Annotated in this window: 14 protein-coding genes; 4 read left to right on the forward strand and 10 right to left on the reverse strand. The window is 66.6% G+C overall.

Annotated features, from left to right (window positions below; all coding sequences use genetic code 11):
- Positions 1-52: 52 nt before the first annotated feature.
- From QP609_RS10435 to QP609_RS10450, 4 genes are all read left to right on the forward strand, one after another.
- Positions 53-802, forward strand: coding sequence for a hypothetical protein (locus QP609_RS10435; RefSeq protein WP_164076844.1), 750 nt, complete (start codon positions 53-55; stop codon positions 800-802).
- 461 nt (positions 803-1,263) lie between these two features.
- Positions 1,264-3,300, forward strand: a complete 2,037-nt coding sequence (gene fusA, locus QP609_RS10440) for an elongation factor G (protein ID WP_197620892.1) — start codon at positions 1,264-1,266, stop codon at positions 3,298-3,300.
- Positions 3,301-3,552: 252 nt separating this feature from the next.
- A complete protein-coding gene (locus QP609_RS10445) occupies positions 3,553-3,825 on the forward strand; it encodes a hypothetical protein (RefSeq protein WP_005409616.1) in 273 nt (90 codons plus the stop codon).
- Between the two features lie 110 nt (positions 3,826-3,935).
- A complete protein-coding gene (locus QP609_RS10450; RefSeq protein ID WP_032961063.1) occupies positions 3,936-4,691 on the forward strand; it encodes a SapC family protein in 756 nt (251 codons plus the stop codon).
- On the opposite strand, the gene QP609_RS10455 is transcribed toward QP609_RS10450, so the two are convergent.
- The 10 genes from QP609_RS10455 to QP609_RS10500 all read right to left on the reverse strand — a co-directional run bounded on the left by QP609_RS10455 (position 4,692) and on the right by QP609_RS10500 (position 17,922).
- Positions 4,692-7,001 (reverse strand): ATP-binding protein, encoded by a 2,310-nt coding sequence (locus tag QP609_RS10455; protein WP_212577251.1) that lies wholly within the window; start codon positions 6,999-7,001, stop codon positions 4,692-4,694.
- Between the two features lie 14 nt (positions 7,002-7,015).
- Positions 7,016-7,642, reverse strand: a complete 627-nt coding sequence (locus QP609_RS10460) for a response regulator transcription factor (RefSeq protein WP_032961138.1) — start codon at positions 7,640-7,642, stop codon at positions 7,016-7,018.
- 261 nt (positions 7,643-7,903) lie between these two features.
- The gene (locus QP609_RS10465) at positions 7,904-11,377 is read right to left on the reverse strand and encodes an AAA domain-containing protein (protein WP_197620890.1); all 3,474 of its coding nucleotides are present in this window, start codon (positions 11,375-11,377) and stop codon (positions 7,904-7,906) included.
- A gap of 306 nt (positions 11,378-11,683) precedes the next feature.
- On the reverse strand, positions 11,684-12,217 hold the full coding sequence (locus tag QP609_RS10470) for a lipocalin family protein (RefSeq protein ID WP_032961066.1): 534 nt from the start codon (positions 12,215-12,217) through the stop codon (positions 11,684-11,686).
- An 8-nt stretch (positions 12,218-12,225) separates the two neighbouring features.
- Entirely contained in the window at positions 12,226-13,299 is a 1,074-nt protein-coding gene (locus QP609_RS10475) for a cyclopropane-fatty-acyl-phospholipid synthase family protein (protein WP_289214007.1), read from the reverse strand.
- Entirely contained in the window at positions 13,296-14,081 is a 786-nt protein-coding gene (locus QP609_RS10480; RefSeq protein ID WP_197620889.1) for a DUF1295 domain-containing protein, read from the reverse strand. The genes QP609_RS10475 and QP609_RS10480 overlap by 4 nt, the downstream gene beginning before the upstream one ends.
- Complete coding sequence (locus tag QP609_RS10485; RefSeq protein ID WP_069116852.1) at positions 14,078-14,623, reverse strand: DUF2878 domain-containing protein; 546 nt, start codon at positions 14,621-14,623, stop codon at positions 14,078-14,080. The genes QP609_RS10480 and QP609_RS10485 overlap by 4 nt, the downstream gene beginning before the upstream one ends.
- A gap of 1 nt (position 14,624) precedes the next feature.
- Entirely contained in the window at positions 14,625-15,884 is a 1,260-nt protein-coding gene (locus QP609_RS10490; RefSeq protein WP_041863424.1) for a cyclopropane-fatty-acyl-phospholipid synthase family protein, read from the reverse strand.
- A complete protein-coding gene (locus tag QP609_RS10495; RefSeq protein WP_014647127.1) occupies positions 15,881-16,648 on the reverse strand; it encodes a DUF1365 domain-containing protein in 768 nt (255 codons plus the stop codon). The genes QP609_RS10490 and QP609_RS10495 overlap by 4 nt, the downstream gene beginning before the upstream one ends.
- Positions 16,645-17,922, reverse strand: coding sequence for an FAD-dependent oxidoreductase (locus QP609_RS10500; protein WP_014647128.1), 1,278 nt, complete (start codon positions 17,920-17,922; stop codon positions 16,645-16,647). The genes QP609_RS10495 and QP609_RS10500 overlap by 4 nt, the downstream gene beginning before the upstream one ends.

Consider the following 17,922-nt stretch of genomic DNA (forward strand, 5'->3'; position numbering starts at 1 on the left):
TGCCGTCGCCGCGTATCATGTCTGACCGGTATTCCCTCAATGGACTGATGCAATGATCTGTAGCATTTCGCGCGGCACGCTGCTGGCCGTGTTGGTTGGCTTCGCAGGCGCTGCGACTGCGGCTTCCACCTCTCCGGTTTCGCTGACCGATGCGGCGGAGAATGCCTCGCTGATCGAGATACGGCATTCCGCTGGCGCGGGTTCTCCTGTTGCGTCCATCCGGACGCAGTACTTCGCCAGCGAGGAAATGTCCGTGAGTTGGGATGACCAGCAGGTGCTGGTGCTTTGCAAGGAGGCGGCATACCTGCAGATTCCCCCTGCCAAGCTCAAGGCCGGTGCGTTGAGCACCGAGCAGCGGCAGATGATCGTCTACCAGGCGCTGATGTCCGGCCTGGGTGCTGTCGCGGGCGTGGTCGGGCCGGCGGGCGAGATGGTGGCTGTGGCGGATGACGGAAGCGAGACCCGCAGCATTGGCGAAAGCCATTGGGCGTACGGTATCGAGCGCTACGACGTCACCACCCAGCGCATGCCGGGCGGCGCGCTGCGTGTGCATTCCCGCAAGACCGAGACCGTGAACACGACGCCCCCGGCGAGCCCGGACGACACGTTCAGCACCGAGGATGACCAGGCGGCACGCCTGTCCGAACTGGCGCCGGTGGGGAGCTGGACCGAGGTGCTGATCCATGGTGGCCCGCGGCTGCCGCACATTGACCCGGCGACGTCGCTGAAGGGGTGGATTTCGATGGGGGATGACCAGGCGGCGACCGTGGCCGAGGCGCGCACGCTGCACGGCTGCAAGTAAAGGCTGAGAGGTCAGAACCCTTTGCCCAGGGGCAAAGGGATCTGACCCCGATCATTGTCGGCCTCATCGTTCCATTTATGTTTGCAATATTCACTTGCGCGCCAGATTGGCAGGTCTAGAATGCGCCCCATGAATCGGATGCCGCTCCTGAAGTTTTTCACCCTGACCCGCGCCAACGCGGAACGGGCGTGTCTGCCTGGAGCCCCACGAGGCCGTTGAAGCGGCCATCGCTGGACCTTCGACAGAGCGCCCCCCGGGGCGCTCTTTTTGTTTTTGTTAGTCGACTAACAGTCGACTCTACCCAGTCGACGCTACCCAGCCGACGCTACCCAGCCGACGCTACCCAGTACTGCAAAGGAGAACGTGCCATGCACCAGATCGCCGAGACCGAACGCTAGCCGCGCACCCTGTCGCCAACCGGGGGGCGCGGCCCCTGAAGTTGGCTTTGCAGGAATCTCTATATGAACACCCAAGTCCTTTCCCGTCGTCGCAACCTTGGCATCATTGCCCACATCGACGCCGGCAAGACCACGCTGACCGAACGCCTGCTGTGGAAAAGCGGCGAGATCCACCGCGTCGGTGAAGTGCACGACGGCAACGCGACCACCGATTTCTCGGCGATCGAACGCGAACGCGGCATCACCATCGGCGCTGCCGCCGTGCAGGCGCAGTGGGCGCCGCGCGACCTGCCGCCGCATCGGCTGACCCTGATCGACACCCCTGGCCACATCGACTTCGCCATCGAGGTCGAGCGTTCACTGCGCGTGCTCGACGGCGCCGTGGCCGTGTTCTCGGCCGTGGATGGCGTGCAGCCGCAGTCCGAAACCGTGTGGCGCCAGGCGCGTCGCCACCGCGTGCCGCTGATCGCTTTCGTCAACAAGATGGACCGCGTCGGCGCTTCGTTCGAGCGCGTGCTGGAGCAGCTGCGGGACAAGCTGCGGGCGCGGCCGTGGGCGCTGGGCGTGCCGTTGGGCAGCGAAAGTGGCTTCAACGGCTGGGTCGATCTGGTCGATGAGCGCGTGCTGCAGTGGCAGGATGGTGCCGCAACCACGGTGACCCCGTGGGACCAAGCGGCGCGGGCCCAGTGGCAAGCCCAACGCGATGCGCTGGTCGAGGCCGTGGCCGATCACGATGAGCAACTGGCCGATGCCTGGCTGGAAGGTCGCGTGATCGATGCCGGGCAGCTGCGCGCGGCGATCCGCCGGGCGACGCTGGCGGGTGCGGGCGTGCCCGTGCTGGCCGGTGCTGCGTTCAAGGACAAGGGTATCGAGACGCTGCTGGACGCCGTGGTCGATTACCTGCCGTCGCCGCTGGATCGCCCTGCCGTCAGCGCCGAAAGCGATGAGGGCGAGGTCGTGCTGCCGCCGGACCCGGACGGTCCGCTGGCCGGCCTGCTGTTCAAGATCACCCACCAGCAGCACGGCGCGTTGAGCTTCGTGCGGCTGTACTCGGGCACCTTGAAGGTGGGTGATGCGGTGGCCAGTTCGCAGCATCCGCAGGGGCGGCGTGTCAGTCGCCTGGTGCGGGTGCAGGCCGACCAGACCCACGACATCGAACAGGCCGTGGCCGGTGACATCGTTGCAGTGCTGGGCTGGAAGGATGCGGTCAGTGGTGAAACGCTGAGCGGTCGTGCGCAGCCGCTGCGCCTGGAGAACATCCAGGCACAGGCACCGGTGCTGGCGTGGCGGTTGGAGCCGGCGCGTGCGGCCGACCTGATCCGGATGGCACAGGGTTTGGCCAGCCTGGCCCAGGAAGATCCCTCGTTCCGCGTCGAAACCGATCGCGACACGGCGGAGACCCTGGTCTGGGGCATGGGCGAACTGCACCTGGAGGTGATGGTCGAGCGCCTGCGCAGCGAATGGAAGGTCGACGTAGGCGTAGGTGCGCCGCGCGTGGCCTACCAGGAGACGCCGAGGCGTGCGATGACCGGCGTCGTCGGGCGGCTGGTCAAGCAGACCGGCGGCCAGGGCCAGTTCGCGCACGTGGTGCTGGATGTATCGCCGCGCGAGGACGAACAGGTCGTATTCAACGACCGCATCGTCGGTGGCGTGGTGCCGCGCAGCTTCATCGCGGCGGTGGAGAAAGGTGTGCGTGCTGCGCTGTCGGAAGGCCCCCAGGGCCATCCGGTGGTCGGCATCGAGGTCAGTCTTGTCGATGGCCAGACCCATGCCAAGGACTCCTCGGAGATGGCGTTCCATCGCGCAGGCGCCGAGGCGATCAAGGCGGCGCTGGCCGAAGGCGGCACGCAGCTGCTGGAGCCGGTGATGGCGGTGACGGTGCATTCGCCGTCAGCGTCGGTGGGTGATGTGGTCGGCGACCTCAACCGCCGCCATGGTCGCATTGTCCGCATCGACGATCAGGATGGTCGCGCCGAGGTCAGTGGCTTCGCACCGCTGGCGCAGCTGGTGGGCTATACCACCTCGCTGCGTTCGCTCAGCCAGGGGCGGGCCAGCAGCGAGGCGCACCTGCATGGCTACGAGCCGGTGCGCGCTGCATGAAGAAGGTGAGGGGAGCCCGTTCGCGGGCTCCCTTTTTTGTGGGTTCGGGTTTCCGCATCCATGCGTGGCGTGGATCTACCGGCTGATCGGGTCGCGAGCTCTGCACTAGATCCACGCCATGCGTGGCTGGGGCCCTCGCGATGCGTTTTTTTGCATTGCGATGCAACAAAACTGCAGAAAAAGCTGGATTAAAGTGATGCCTCACGATAAATTGCGCACCCCCCGTTGCTCGCCGCCGCCCGCACCCCTCTCATGCGTGATGACAAAGACCCCGGAACCCTGGAGCTGACCCTGCCGCGCAAGCGCGGTCGTCCGCCCAAGTTCGGGTATGCGATGAGCGATGCGCAGCGGGCCGCACGCTATCGTGCGCGCCGGGCAGGGCAGGCCAACCACGCCGATGTGCGCTCCTGCAGCGACATGGTGCTGCTGGACAAGATCCGTGCAGCGGTGAGCGCGCGCGACACCGAACTGGCCGGATTCCTGGTCCACGTGCTCTGGCAGCGCTACCCCCTGCAGCTGAAATAGTTCGCTGGCGGGGTGGCCGTTGTCATCGAGCTTGTTGATAATGCGGGATTCAGGTTGTTCCCGCTGGCGTGCCCGGGATGGCAGGCGCGCATGATCGAACGGTTCCCAAGATGACCACCACCAGCGACACCACCACCGAAGCGGCGCCGAGCGGCGCTCCCCTGTTCTATACCCGTCCGGTGCCGCTGCAGGCCGATGTGCACGCCGATCTGCGCATCCTGCCGGGCAAGCTCGAGTTCGCCGCCGGCAACAACGCCATTCCGCTGGTGCTGGGCGAGTTCTCGCTGGCGCTGCATCATTTCCCGATCCTGTTCGCCGGCCCCGGTGCGGTTCCGATGGCTGCCGTCGGCGTGTCCGACCAGAACCTGTTCATCAAGGACGGCCTGTGGGAAGACGAGGCCTATATTCCGGCCTACCTGCGCCGCCACCCCTTCATCTTCATCGACACCGGCGCGGAGAATGACTTCCTGCTGGGCATCGACGAAGAAAGCCCGCGCGTGGTCAAGGGCGGCGAGGAAGGCCAGCCGCTGTTCGTTGACGGCAAGGCCACCGAAATGGTGCAGCAGGCGCTGGAGTTCTGCGGCCAGTACACCCGCGAGCACGAACAGACCCTGGCCTTCTCCAAGGCCCTGACCGACAACGGCCTGCTGGTCGAGCGCAACGCCACCGTGCGTACCCCGGATGGCCGCGAGTTCAACCTCAATGGCTTCCTGGTGGTGGACGTCGAGAAGTTCGTTGCGCTGCCGGAAGCCACCGTAGTCGAGTGGCACCGCAGCGGCTGGCTGGCACTGATCCACCAGCACCTGATGTCGCTGGGTCGCTTCAATGACCTGACCCGTCGCCAGGTCGAGCGCCTGGCCGCCTGATCAAGGCATTGGCAGGGTTCCCGCTGGGCGGGAGCCCTGTCCGGCCTTCAGCACGTCCAGCAGGCGCCGCGCATCGGCCCAGTCCGGCGCGGCGTCATGCGCCAGGTCGACCAGCTCCGCCGCGATGGCCGCATGCTCGCATTGGCCCAGCATCTGCAGCGTGCCCTGCAATCGGTGCGCGTGATGGCCCAGTGCCGATGCATCCGCTCGATCAATAACCCGCTCCATGTTGCCGAGCTCATCGTGGATGTCGGCGATGTAGGCCGCGTCCATGTCAATCGTCTGCGCGGCTGCGCCCAGGCCCTCTGGTCGCGCAATGCCGAGCGCAGGCAGCAGCTGGGCGGCGCGCAGCGGCTTGGCCAGCACCGCGTCGAAGCCCGAGCGGTGGCAGCGTGCGCGATGACGCCGTCCGGTGCGGGCAGACAATGCGATCAGGCGAACGGTGCGCCCGGCAGACCCGCGTAGCTCGCGCGCCAGCACGTGACCATCGGCGCCAGGCAACCCAATGTCGATCAGAGCAACGGAGCGGGGCTGTCGTGCCTGTTCGGCCAGGGCACTGGCCGCATCTTTCACGGCGCACACCTCTGCGCCCCAGCGCCGCAGCTGTTCGGCGATCACGTGGCGATTGAGCTCGTGGTCCTCGACCAGCAGCAGGTGCAGTCCGGCCAGTGGCGTATCGCCCACGGGCATGTCCTGGGCATCCACGCCGGTGCCAGCCGGGCACACCGGCAGGCGCAGGATGAAGCGACTGCCACGGCCCAGCACGCTGTGCACGGTGAGGTCGCCGCCCATTGCGCGGGCCAGCTCGCGCGCGATGGAAAGCCCCAGCCCACTTCCGCCACGCCGCTGTCCGCTGCTGCCTTGCTGGAAAGGCTGGAACAGGGTGGCTACCTGCGCCGGCGCGATGCCGATGCCGCTGTCGATCACCTCCAGCAGCAGCGCCCGCGGACGCGCCGCCGGCATCAGTTGCAGGCGCAGCTCGATGCGACCGGAATCGCTGAACTTCACTGCGTTCGCCAATAGATTGCTGGCAATCTGGCGTAGCGCATCGGCGTCCACCAGGATGTTCGACGGGGATGCGCCCTGGGCATCGAGATGCAGCTGCAGGCCTTTCCGCTGGGCCTGTGGCCGGATCGCCTCCAGAGCATGCCGGCACAGCTGGGTTGCATCGCAGGGTTGCGCATGCGGCTTGAAAGCACCGCTCGCAAGGCGCGAAAAATCCAGTGCGCGATTCAACAGGCTGCGCAGGGATTGGCTGGCGCTGCTGGCAGCGGCGAGCAGGTCACGCTCGCCCTTGGGCAATGTCGATTGCCCCAGCAGCTCGATCGAGGTCAGCACGGCCTGCGCCGAGTTGCGCATCTCGTGGCTGATCACGCCGATGGCATGCGCGCTGCTTCGGTCACCGCGCGCCCGCAGGTGGCGCATTGCGAGCCACAGCAGCGGCAGGGCAATCAGCAGTGGGGCCAGCAGCAACCATCCGCGCGGGGGCGACGCCTGCATCCAGTCCAGTGCATTCCCGGCCGCGGCAGGCAGGGTCTGGCCTGCCCACAAGTGGAGCAGGCCTGCGTGCTCTTCCAGAGTGATCTCCCGCAATGCCTGTTCGATGCGCCCAAGCAGTTGCTGGTCTTCCCGGCGAACCAGCAGGTAAAGGTCGGTGGAGAAGCCGCTATCGAACGGCTGCAAGCGCAGGCTGCCATTGAAATGGCGTCGAACCAGGGGGCGCAGCGTGGGCTCCAGGCCAATCGCCACGTCCGCCAGCCCGCTTTCGACTGCCGCCAGTGCTGCATGCCGGTCTGGCAGCTGCCGCAGCCGGACCTGCGGGTGATGCGCGTGCAGCCAACTGGCGTAGGGCCCGCCTTCAACGACGGCGATGACCCGGCCGTCGAGTTCGCGCATCTCCCGTGGCAGCCACTCGCCAGCGCGTCCGGCCAACAGGGTGGCGCCGCCACGGAATGCGGTGGACGCGGCAAGGCCGGGGCAGGGCAGCGGCTGGTGCCTTGCGCCGCCAAACACCATGACCAGGTCAGCCTCGTGATGGCATACAGCGAGGATCGATGCGGCGGTTGTCGGGTAGGGGTGTTCCAGGAAACGGAATTGGGCGTGCCGCGCCACCAGGTTGGCATAGCCATGGGCGAGCGTTGGCGGTGATGACGGATCGGCCAGGGCCGCGGGCAGGGGGCGCAGGGAGGGAGTCGTGGCGACCCGTACAGTGCTGCCCGGCAGCCAGCGTGGCGAGCGGATATCTTCGGCCGAGGCAGCCGGCAGGAGAAGGAGCGCCAGCAGCCCCGTGGACAGGAAGCGGCGGCGCAACGGCGGCTGGCGCCTCACGGTGTCTCCAGTCGTTCGCGCAGTGCGTAGATTTCCACGTCGCTGCGCAATCCCAGCTTGCGCAGCACAGCCACCTTCTGCGTGCTGACAGTCTTGATGCTGCGGTGCCGCCGCAATGCGATCTCGGAGACCGTCAAGCCTTCCAGCAGCAGGCCCAGCACTTCGCGCTCGTTGCGGCTGAGCTCGCCGCGATCGCCGGCCAGCCTGACGTCCGGTGGAACCCGGGTCAGGCCCTGGGAAACACGTACGATGGCGTCGGACAATGCAGCAAGCGGTTCGGCCTTGCTGACGAATCCGTTGAGTCCGGCATCGATCAGGCTGTTGAGGTTGGTGGTGGGGCAGAGCGTGGCGAAGGCCAGCAATGGCGTGCGCGGGAATTCCCGGCGCAGCAGCGCAACCAGCTCGAGGCTACCCAGGTCGTCACGGGCAAGCGTGAGATCGATGATGGCCACATCCACTGGTGTGCGTTGCAGGCTGCAGAGCAGTTCGTTGCTGCAACCGTGGCTGGCGACGATGTCGAAGCGGAGATCGCCTGACAGGTGCAGGGCGGTGCCGCGACGGACGACTTCGTGATCGTCCAGGAGCGCCAGGCGAAGCCGACGCGGTGCAGGAAATCCATTCATGCGCGGGAGGTGGTCGGCGCCCATGGGCGTGGCCGCCATTCTGGCGCCGCTGTCGCGTCGAACATCGAATTCGTTGCGTTTTTACGACTATTCCTAAAGGTCGATGGACGCAGTTGATCGGCCGGGGCTTACGCATTCGTGACGTAAATGGATGGGGTGCTGCAGGCGTCCCGTCGTGGCTGCCGGAACCATTAATGTGACGCGTCACGCTGGCGTGACCCTGCGCCCCTGACCTGAGTCGTTGACGCCGTCAGGGCAGGGCTATCGAGTCTGCACGCGGGGGATCGACATGCGACCCAGGAACTGCGCCGGGGTGATGCGGGGCAACTGTTTGGCATGGGCGTGTGAGAAGTGGCGCAGGCCGCCCCAGAGTGCGGTGTCTCCGATCAGGAAGCAGCGGTGCTGGGCACGGGTGACGGCGACGTTGAGCAGATTGGGCTTGCTGGAGGCCCAGTGCGCCGCGCCCACCGTGTCCGTGTCGCAGCCCAGGACCATCCAGACAATGCTTTCCTCCTTGCCCTGGAAGGTGTGCACGGTGCCGACGCGCTCCCTGCACCACGTGCGCAGTTCGGTGGTGCGTGGCGCCTGCGTGCCGGGTGGGGCATCCGGGCCAAGCCAGGCGTCCTGGCTCCGCAGTCGCTCGAGCAGGGCATTCTTGATGCGCTTGAAGGGCGAAATGATGTAGACCGGGGGAAGGCTTCCGGTGCTGTGGTAGAGCGCGGCCAACGCCTGCTGCACCAGGTCGATCTGGCACGGCACGACCTGCTTGTCGCTGGTGCGGCCGGGGGCGTGTACCCAGGCGCTGCTGCCGATGTCCAGGCTGTCGGTGGGTGGCCGCGCCGCACTGGGTTCCCAGGGGTTGGAGAAGATCATCTTCCCCTCGTAGGCAATCGTGTTGGCAATGGAGAACATCGGTTCGACGCAGCGACGATGCACGCGCAGCGGACTGCCGATCCAGAGCGGCGAGCCGCCGGACTCCATGCGGGCACCGAGCGGGTTGGCCTCGTCGGCCAGTACCTGTACGGAGGTCTTGTCGGGCGAGACGTTCACGCCTGCAGGCAGTGCGCTGGTTCGGCCCAGCGCCTGCAGCAACTTGACCGGCACGGTGAACACCGGCTCGATCTGCAGCGGATCACCCACCACGACCGCGCGCCTGGAGCGCAGCAGTGCACCGACCGCCGCCTGCGGCACGGCCTGGCCAGCTTCATCGATGAACAGCCAGCCGATCGAGTCCGGCCCCAGGTGGCGGAACTGGCGTGCGACCGAGGCGAACGTGCTGGAGACAACCGGCACGATCATGAACAGGCTCTGCCAGATGGCCAGCGCATCGCGTGGCTCCTGCAGCCGCTTGCCACTCAGCAGGTGGCACAGTGCGATGACGTTCTGGGCGAAGCCGCCGCCCTTCTGCACGACTTCGTGCAGCCAGGCCTGGTGAAGCTGCAGTGCCGCCACGAAGAGGTTGGCGCGCTGCTCGTTGAGCTGCTCGCTGTTCCAGACTCCCTTGATCTGCCAGTCCTGACCTTCCAGTTCGGCCGCGTTGGCGGGATGGGACGCGGTGCCGAATTCGGCTTTCAGTTGTTCGAGCTGTTGCGTCATTCCAGCCCATTGCTGCGCCCGTGCCTGCGCGGCGGCCGATGCCTCGGCCAGGGTGCTCACGGTTCGGCCCAGGTGCTGTTGCGCCGTATCACATTGCGTCCCGAGTTCGAGCCCGCGCTGGGTCCATCGGTGCTGATGATCTGCGTTCTGCACCATTGCGGCCGCATGGCTGTGCGCGCGCTGCCGGTCAAAGATGCGGGCCCACCAGCCAGGCTTCTCTTCCCTGAGCAGGATGCGTTGCGCCTTGAGCAGGGCGAGCTGTTCATCGGATCTGCTGCGCTGGCCCTCGAGTGCACGGCACTGCTGTGCAGCTTCCTCATGCGCGCGCTGTGCATCGCGAAGCTGAGAAGTCGTTTGCCGGCAGAAGCTCTCCTCATCGTTGCCGCTGATTTCACGGCTGAGCGAGGCAAGCCGATCCAGCTTTTCGACCAGGCCATTGACGATCGCATCGGCCTTGCCGAACGCCTGCCTGGCCTGCTGGAAGCTCATGGCTGCTGGGTTGTCCCGCCACTCCCAGAGCGACTGGTGGCGGGCGCGGTCGTAGCCCTTCGGGGTTTTGCCATCTTTTGGGGCGCTCCTGCTGATGGCCCGCACAAGTGCCTCGCGGTTGGCCTTCCTGCCCAGCGCGCAGCTGATCAACCCCCAGGCATCGCTGTCTGCCGCCGGTCGTTCATAGGCGCCCCTGCCGTTCCATTCGAGCAGGTTGCGGGCCAGTGGCCGCAGGTAGTCGAAGGTCACGTCCCCTGTGCTGTTGCGCCAGCGCGACCCTCCGGGCTTGCCCAGTGACCGGCTCTTCGGCAGGTCACGCGAAATATTCTCCACGGCGGCATTGTTCGACGATGCGACCACCATCTCGAAGCCGGTCAGGTCGGCCTTCAGTGGCGAGACCCTGCACGGCTTCTCACCTTCGAAGTTCACTTCGCGGGCTGGGCCGAGCGCAGCGGCTGGCGTCGCGTACTGTGACAATGCACGTGCACGCCGCACGATGTTCTCAGCGAAGACCTCACGCAACAGCGTGGTCTTTCCGGTTCCGGGCGGGCCATTGACCGAGAACACGCCTGAATCGCGCACCTGCTCGAAGATGCTGTTCACAGCGAACTGCTGCATCAGGCTCATCGTGTGTGCAGGATCGCCGGGCCAGTGGCCCCGATTGATGTGGCGCGGGCGCAGCCGGTCGGCAATCAGCGCATGGCCTTCTGGGGTGTAAAGGTCTTCGCGTCGGCTTTCAGGCAATGGGCTCAGATAGGCGCGTAGCGGCGCACTGGCCTTGCCCTGGTCGAGTGCGCCGATGGCCCGCGCGATATCCTCGACGAAGAAACTGTTGAGGATGCTGATCTCCGCGTCCTCTTCGGGCTGGGCCTCGTCGTCCTCGGCGTCGTCCGCTTCCGCCGTTGGCTCGTTGTCCGGCCCTGGGGGTGTGGCTTTTGCTGCCCGTTCCGGCTTCGGCTTGTCTTCAACGCTTTTCGCCCGGATGACCAGCAGCGGAGCGGACGCGTCGCCCGCGGAAGGGTCATGACCCGACCAGTTGCACAGGATGTCGAGCAGGCGCAACAGGTCGTCGGGGCTGCAGGGCGTTGGGCCCTCCCCCTGTCCGGCGGGGGTGGCAGCGGCGCTGCGGAACGTTGCTACGTCGCGCTTGAGTGCTTCAAGGCTTGCCTGGAAGGCGTCGAAGTCCAGGCCCTGCAAGCCACGCCTGGAGATCGTGCCCAGTGCCCACGGAACGGTCGATACCGAGATTTCACCCAGCTGCAGCACGCCCTCGGCGCTTGCCCGCAGGCTGGCCGCGCAGGTCAGGCCTTCCAGTTCGGCCCGTTCGTCCTGTTCCAGCGACTCGTCTCCGCTTGGCGTCTCAGCCAGTACCCGCTGGGTGATATCGGCCAGCTGGGCTTTGTCGAATATGCCGAGGTAGACATCGAATCCGCTCAGCCTGCGACCGAATGGCAGGGGTGGGGACCACAGATCCTTCGGGTCCAATCGCTCGAGCTGATCCCTGGACAGCTGCCGTACGCTCCAGTCCGCGTCCTTCGACTCAAGGACCTGGCCCTGGAGATCGTAGGGTATGAAGAACTCAACCCTGTGCCAGAAGCTGAGGATCGCGCGATGACTGGCCTGCAACGTGTTGCGTCGTTCTTCCTTCAACTGCCTGTTCCTTCCATTGTGAAATCGGCCACGACCGGAATGCACCCTTCGTCGGCCATTGTGGCCGGCGCGCACAGCCCTGTATTGGCCATTAGCGGCCGCCGCGGTCGAGTCTTGAGTGTTCGCGACCCCGGCGCCAGCTACTGCAGGCAGGGCAGGGGCGGCGTCGCTGTACGCACGGGTCCGGCAGCGGCTGCGCGCGTGCCGGATGAACAATGCGACAGCGGTGATGAATGCGACATCCGGCGCAAGCAGATGTCGACACGCCCTGCCGTCAGCAGGTGCTGCGTGGGGATGACCGATGGCTCAGCGCACCGACTGCGGCACGCGCCTCAGCTTTGCGGTGTCGTAACCCATGGCCGCGATGCGCTGCACGGCCTGCTGGTAGTCGCTCTCGGACACCTGTGGCGTGCGTGCCATGTACCACACGTAGTCGCGCTTGCTGCGCGCGACGATGGTCTGGCCGTAGTCGTCGCGCAGCCAGGCAATCACATACTCGGCCTGGATCGGCCAGATGAACTGCATGCCCCAGATGGCGCCGTTGCCGTCCTTCTCAACCCGTCCAACAGGGTGCATCGACTTCTGGGGGGCGTCGAAGCTGCCCTTGCGATAGGTGAAGGTGGTCTGGATGCGCCCGTCGGGCTTCAATGCGTAGCTCTCCACCGCGTCGAAAGCTTCGCGCTCCGGCCATGAGGGGATGTGGGCGATCACATACCAGTCACCCATGAAACGTGGCACGTCCACTGAGGGCGGGCGGGGCAGGGGACGGGTATCGGTGGAACTGCAGCCGGAACCAAACAGGCTCAATGCCAGCAGGGGAAGCAGCGAGCGCATGCGCATGTCACACCTCAACGGGGGCGGAACAGATAGTGGGCGACCAGCCACTGCTGGCCGTCGTCGTAGCCGAACAGCTCGGCGCATGCCATCCAGAACATGCGCCAGCGCTGCCACCAGATCTTCGCGGCGGCCTGGCCGTAGGTCGCGACCAGCACCGGCATCACCGCCTCGCGTGCTGCATCCTGGTTGGCCAGCCAGTGGTCGGCGGTGCGCTGGTAGTGGGTGCCGTCCAGCAACCAGCGCTGGTCAAGCCGCAGGTCGCGCTGGAAATGCAGCAGCGTGTCGGCCGCCGGCATCAGGCCACCAGTGAAGAAATGGCGGCCCATCCAGTTGTCGCCGCCCTCGGTCTCGAACGGGTACATCAGCGTGCGGTGGGCGAAGATGTGCACGAACAGCGCGCCGTCGGGCTTCAGCCACTGGCTGATGCGCGCCAGCAGGCGCTCGTAGTTGCGCACATGCTCGAACATTTCCACCGAGACGCAGCGGTCGAAGCGTGCGGTTGGCAGTTCGAGCTGGTTGACGTCGCGGGTGATCACCTCGACGTTGTGCAGCCCCCGGGCCTGGCACTGCGCCATGATGTGCTGGCGCTGGCTGTGCGAATTGGACACGGCGGTGATCGCGGCGGCGGGATAGCGCTCGGCCATCCACAGGGTCAGCGAACCCCAGCCGCAGCCCAGTTCGAGGATCTGCTGGCCATCGGCCAGTCCGGCGCGCTGGCCGTACAGCTCCAGCATGGCGTCCTCCGCCTGGTCCAGCGTTTCGCGCCCGGTGGGGTAGTAGCAGCTGCTGTACTTCAGGCGCCTGCCCAGGCAGGCCTTGAAGAAGGCCGCCGGAACCTCATAGTGCTGGCGGTTGGCCGCGTCGGTATGCAGCGCGAGCGGGCTGTCGGCCAGCTCGGCGATGCGACGGCTGAAGCGTGCGGACTGTGCTTCGATACCGCCCAGCATTTCCTCGTGCAGGCGTTGCGCGCACAGGCGACGGATGCCGGCGCGCAGCGCGGCATCGGGAACCAGGCCGCGTTCGGCCCAGGCGATCAGCCCGGTTTCCGCGTCGTCGGCCGGGGTCAGTGACGGAATCGCGCTCATGCGGAATGCTCCTTGGAAGGACGAGGGAACCAGGGGAAGAACATCGGCGTGCTGCGCTGGTAGGCGCGGTAATCGTCGCCGCGGCTGCGCAGCGCCTGCTTTTCGGTGAACGGAATGCCGCTCAGGTAGCGCAGGAACACATACATCAGCAGCGGGCCGGACCACGCCAGCCACCACAGCGGCGAGCCGACCGCGAGCAGGACATAGCTGAACCAGTGCAGCCACTCGAAGAAGTAGTTCGGGTGGCGGGAGTAACGCCAGAGCCCGTCGCGGCAGGTGCGACCCTGGTTTGCAGGATCCGCGCGGAACCGGGCCAGCTGATGGTCGGCCAGGCTCTCGCCGCCGACGCTCAGCAGCCAGACGAGTGCGGCGGCCACGACCCACAACGTCATGCTGGTCTGTGGATTGGCAGCCACCGCGACGAAGGGCAGGGCGAACAGCACGACCAGCAGTGCCTGGGCCATGAAGAAGCCGAAGATCTTGGCTTGATGCCCTTGCCAGTACTCGCGCAGATAACGGTAGCGACCGTCTTCCTGTTCATGGCGGACCCGATGCCACAGGTGCAGTGCCAGTCGGCTGCCCCACAGGCCACCGAGCACGCCCAGTGCAATCCGTGGCGCCGCCGCACCATCGCCGAGCCAAGCCAGCAACAGGGCCGAAGCACCCACGCCCTTGGCCCAGAGCACATCGACCACGCCGATGTTGCGGTGGCGCCGCTGCCAGGCCCAGCCCCAGCTCATCACAAGCACGGCATACAGCAGTATCCACACCAGATTGATCATGACGGCGCTCCGGCCAAGGGCGGTGGAATGGTGCGGGAGCCGCGACGAGCGGCCATGCACAGCAGCGAAAGCGCGATGCTCCAGCCCACCCCCAGTACCAGCAGGCCCTGCCACAGCGGCGCAGTGAATCGAACCGCATCGAAACCGCGCGCTGCGGAGAGATAGGCCAGCGGGGCCAGCAGCAGGCCGAACGCGGCTGGCAGGGCAGGGTGGCGCAGCAGGAAGCGCATCGAAGTGGTCAGCGTCATCGCAAACGCGGCCCACAACGCCATGATCCAAAGGGGCGGCGTCCAGCCCAGCGGGGCCGCGGCGTAGCGTACGGTGCCGCTGGCGGCGGCACTGGCGTCGACCAGCCACGCGCAGGCCATCGCCAACAGCATCAGCCGAAGATCCAGCCGAGGTTGCGGCGAGGTCAGCAGCTGGCTGCCGATGTAGAGCGACGCTGCCAGCAGCGCCGGCCATTGCCAGCCGCGCCCGGCGCCGGCCACGGCGCACAGCCAGACCAGCTGGTTGCCAAGCAGATTGGCCCAGAACCGGCGCACCTCAGCCGCCTTGACCCGATGCGCCAGCGGGACGATGCCCGGGGCGCGCCAGCAGCAGATGCGAAACGCCGATCGAACGCTCCAGGAAGCCGCCCTCGCAATAGGCCAGGTAGAACTCCCACATCCGGCAGAAGCGCGTATCAAAGCCCTGTGCCTGCACAGCGGGCAGCTGGGCAAGGAAGCGTTGGCGCCAGGCGCGCAGGGTCAGTGCGTAGGAGTGGCCGAAATCCTGCTGGGCGACCAGCTGCAGGTCACTGGATCGGGTCTTGGCCGCCATGATCGCGTTGATCGACGGAATGAAGCTGCCCGGAAACACATAGCGCTTGATGTAGTCGACGCTGCGCCGTGCCTGCTCGTAGCGGTGATCTTCGATGGTGATGGCCTGCAGCAGGGCGACACCATCGGGCTTGAGCAGGCGCTGCAGCGTTGCCATGTAGGTGTCCAGGTATTCGGCGCCGATGGCTTCGATCATCTCGATCGATACCAGCTTGTCGAACTGGCCCTGCAGGTCGCGGTAGTCCTGCATCAACAGCGTGACCTTGTCCTGCAGCCCGGCGACGCGGACGCGCTCGCTGGCCAGTGCATGCTGCTCGGCGGAGATCGTGGTTGTGGTGACGTGGCAGCCGTAGTGCTGCGCCGCGTGCAGCGCAAAACCACCCCAGCCGGTACCGATCTCCACCACGCGGTCGCCCGGCTTGAGCTGCAGCTGTTGGCAGATGCGGTCCAGCTTGCGCCGCGAGGCGGATTCCAGCGACTCGCCCTCTTCGGCGAACAGGGCCGAGGAGTACATCAGGTCCGGTGACAGGAACAGGGCGAAGAAGTCGTTGCCGAGGTCGTAGTGCGCGGCGATGTTGCGGCGGCTGCCTTCGCGGCTGTTGCGGCGCAGGCGGTTCCAGCCGCGCAGCAGCCAGCCTCCCACGCGCGCCGGGCCGTGTTCCATGCTGTCGAGCAGATCGCGGTTGCGCACCAGCAGCCGTATCAGGGCGACCAGGTCGTCACAGCGCCATTCGCCATGGATGTAGCTTTCGCCGGCGCCGACGCTGCCCTGGGCCGCCACCTTGCGATAGAACGCCGGGTCCTCGATGGTGACGGTGACATGCAGCTCACCGCGGGCATCGCCCAACCAGACTTCGCCCAGCGCGTCGCGCACGCACAGGCGGCCGTCGCGCATCGGGGCGAGCTGGGCCAGCAGGCGGCGGCGCAGGAAGGCATCCAATGCGCCGGGGCGCGGCAGCGCGACCGAAGGAATCATCGAATTCATCGCGGTTTCTCGGCAAGGGTAGGGTGGTCGTGTACGGGATTGCGTTTCAGCCACAGCCGCAACGCATGCCAGTGGATGGCGGCCACCACCTGGGTGGTCATCAGTGGATAGCAGGCCAGGACGCGGGCCAGCCCGCGGCCATCCAGGGGGTGTCGTTGCATGACCTGGGTGGCATCAAACTGGCGCGCGCCGTCGCGCCAGACCTGCATGTGCACGCGCAGGTCCTCATCAGGGCAGTTGAACCGCCAGTCGTAATGACAATCCATCGGCATGAAGGGCGAGACATGGAAGCATTTGTCGAACCGCCAGCGCAGCGAGGTGCCTTCCTGCGTGGCCGTTGCGACCGGCAGCACGTAGGCGTGACGTTCCTTCCAGGGTGTGTTGGTGATCTCGGCGACGATGCAGTCCAGCGTGCTGCCATCGGCCCGGTAGCAGTAGTAGAAGCTGACCGGGTTGAACACGTGACCGGCGAAGCGCAGATGGGTGAGCAGGCGGACCGGGCCGGTGGGCCGGTAGCCCAGGGTTGATGCAGCGTGGTCGCGCACTGCATCGGCCAAGGGCCGCGCGGGATCGCCGAAGTAGTCGCTGCGACGGAACTCGGCCAGATTGCGGCGATTGATCGACCACAGCCAGCGCCCGGCGAACACGCTGTCGAGTTCATCCAGGTCGAGCAGCAGCTGTGCGATCGGATAGCGGAACGCATGCGGGTGTGGCAGGTGCCTGCGGTGCGCCACCTGCCCGAAGTAGAGCGCACTGGCGCTCATGCGGCCACCTCGCCGGGAGCCGCCATGACGTGGTGCGGTTCACAGGTGCGCAGTGCATCGACCACGCGGCGGGCGCTGCGGATGCCGTCCTCATGGAAGCCCCAGCCCCAATAGGCGCCTGCGAACCAGGTGTGGCGGCGGCCCTGCAGCTCGGCCCAGCGCTGTTGCGCGCGCACTGCGGCATGGTCGTGCACCGGGTGCGCATAATGCAGGGTGCGCAGCACCTTGCCCGGGTCGATTGCCTCGCTGCGGTTGAGCGTTACCACCAGGGGCGTGCTGCCGGGCAGGCCCTGCAGCTGGTTCATGCAGTAGCTGACCGTGCAGGGCGCAGCAGGGTCGCGGGGCACATGGGCATTCCATGCCGCCCACGCCTTGCGGTTGCGCGGCAGCAATGACGCGTCGGTGTGCAGCACCGCTTCGTTGGCCTGGTAGCGGATGGCGCCGAGCACGTCGCGTTCGATGGGGTCGGCGTCACGCAGCAGCGCCAGGGCCTGGTCGCTGTGGCAGGCCAGGATGACCTCATCGAAGCCTTCCACGCCGGCCGCGCTGTGCACGCGAGCGCCCCACGGCATGCGCTCGACCGACTGTACCGGGCACTCCAGCCGCTCATGCACCCGCCAGCGGGCGCGCAGGGCGTCGACATAGCGGGCCGATCCACCGCTCACCACCCGCCACGGTGCACGCCCGGTCATCTGCAGCATCTGGTGGTTGGCCATGAACTGGGCCAGATAGCGCGCCGGGAAGTCCATCACCGTGGCCGTCGGGGACGACCACAGCGCGGAGGCCATCGGCAGCAGGTGCTCGTCGATGAAGGCATCGCCGTAGCGCTGGCTGCGCAGGTACTGCCCCAACGTTGGGCCCTCGTCTTCTGCCAGCAACAGGGGGGCATCGCGGTAGAACCGGCGCAGGTCGACCAGCATGCCCCAGAACCGCGGCGACACCAGGTTGCGGCGCTGGCAGAACAGGCCATCCAGCGAGGTGGCGTTGTACTCCACGCCGCTGCGCTCGCTGTGCATCGAGAAGCTCATCGTGGTCGGCTGCGAGGCGACGCCCAGCTCGTCGAACAGTGCGGTCAGCAGCGGGTAGTGCTGGGGATTGAACACGATGAAGCCGGTGTCCACCGCCATGCGGACGCCATCCACCTGCACGTCGTGGGTGTGGGTATGGCCGCCCAGATAGTCGTTGGCCTCGAACAGCGTGACGTCGTGTTCGCCGTCCAGCCACCAGGCGCTGGCCAGTCCGGCAATGCCCGAACCGATGATCGCGATGCGCAT

The organism is Stenotrophomonas sp. 8(2023), assembly GCF_030345295.1.
Classification (GTDB): domain Bacteria; phylum Pseudomonadota; class Gammaproteobacteria; order Xanthomonadales; family Xanthomonadaceae; genus Stenotrophomonas; species Stenotrophomonas muris.

Bases quoted from the DNA above. Each gene is read 5' to 3' on its own strand.
- QP609_RS10435 (WP_164076844.1), top strand. From the start codon at position 53: ATGATCTGTAGCATTTCGCGCGGCACGCTGCTGGCCGTGTTGGTTGGC.
- fusA (WP_197620892.1), top strand. From the start codon at position 1,264: ATGAACACCCAAGTCCTTTCCCGTCGTCGCAACCTTGGCATCATTGCC.
- QP609_RS10445 (WP_005409616.1), top strand. From the start codon at position 3,553: ATGCGTGATGACAAAGACCCCGGAACCCTGGAGCTGACCCTGCCGCGC.
- QP609_RS10450 (WP_032961063.1), top strand. From the start codon at position 3,936: ATGACCACCACCAGCGACACCACCACCGAAGCGGCGCCGAGCGGCGCT.
- QP609_RS10460 (WP_032961138.1), bottom strand. From the start codon at position 7,642: ATGAATGGATTTCCTGCACCGCGTCGGCTTCGCCTGGCGCTCCTGGAC.
- QP609_RS10470 (WP_032961066.1), bottom strand. From the start codon at position 12,217: ATGCGCATGCGCTCGCTGCTTCCCCTGCTGGCATTGAGCCTGTTTGGT.
- QP609_RS10475 (WP_289214007.1), bottom strand. From the start codon at position 13,299: ATGAGCGCGATTCCGTCACTGACCCCGGCCGACGACGCGGAAACCGGG.
- QP609_RS10480 (WP_197620889.1), bottom strand. From the start codon at position 14,081: ATGATCAATCTGGTGTGGATACTGCTGTATGCCGTGCTTGTGATGAGC.
- QP609_RS10490 (WP_041863424.1), bottom strand. From the start codon at position 15,884: ATGAATTCGATGATTCCTTCGGTCGCGCTGCCGCGCCCCGGCGCATTG.
- QP609_RS10495 (WP_014647127.1), bottom strand. From the start codon at position 16,648: ATGAGCGCCAGTGCGCTCTACTTCGGGCAGGTGGCGCACCGCAGGCAC.
- QP609_RS10500 (WP_014647128.1), bottom strand. From the start codon at position 17,922: ATGCGCATCGCGATCATCGGTTCGGGCATTGCCGGACTGGCCAGCGCC.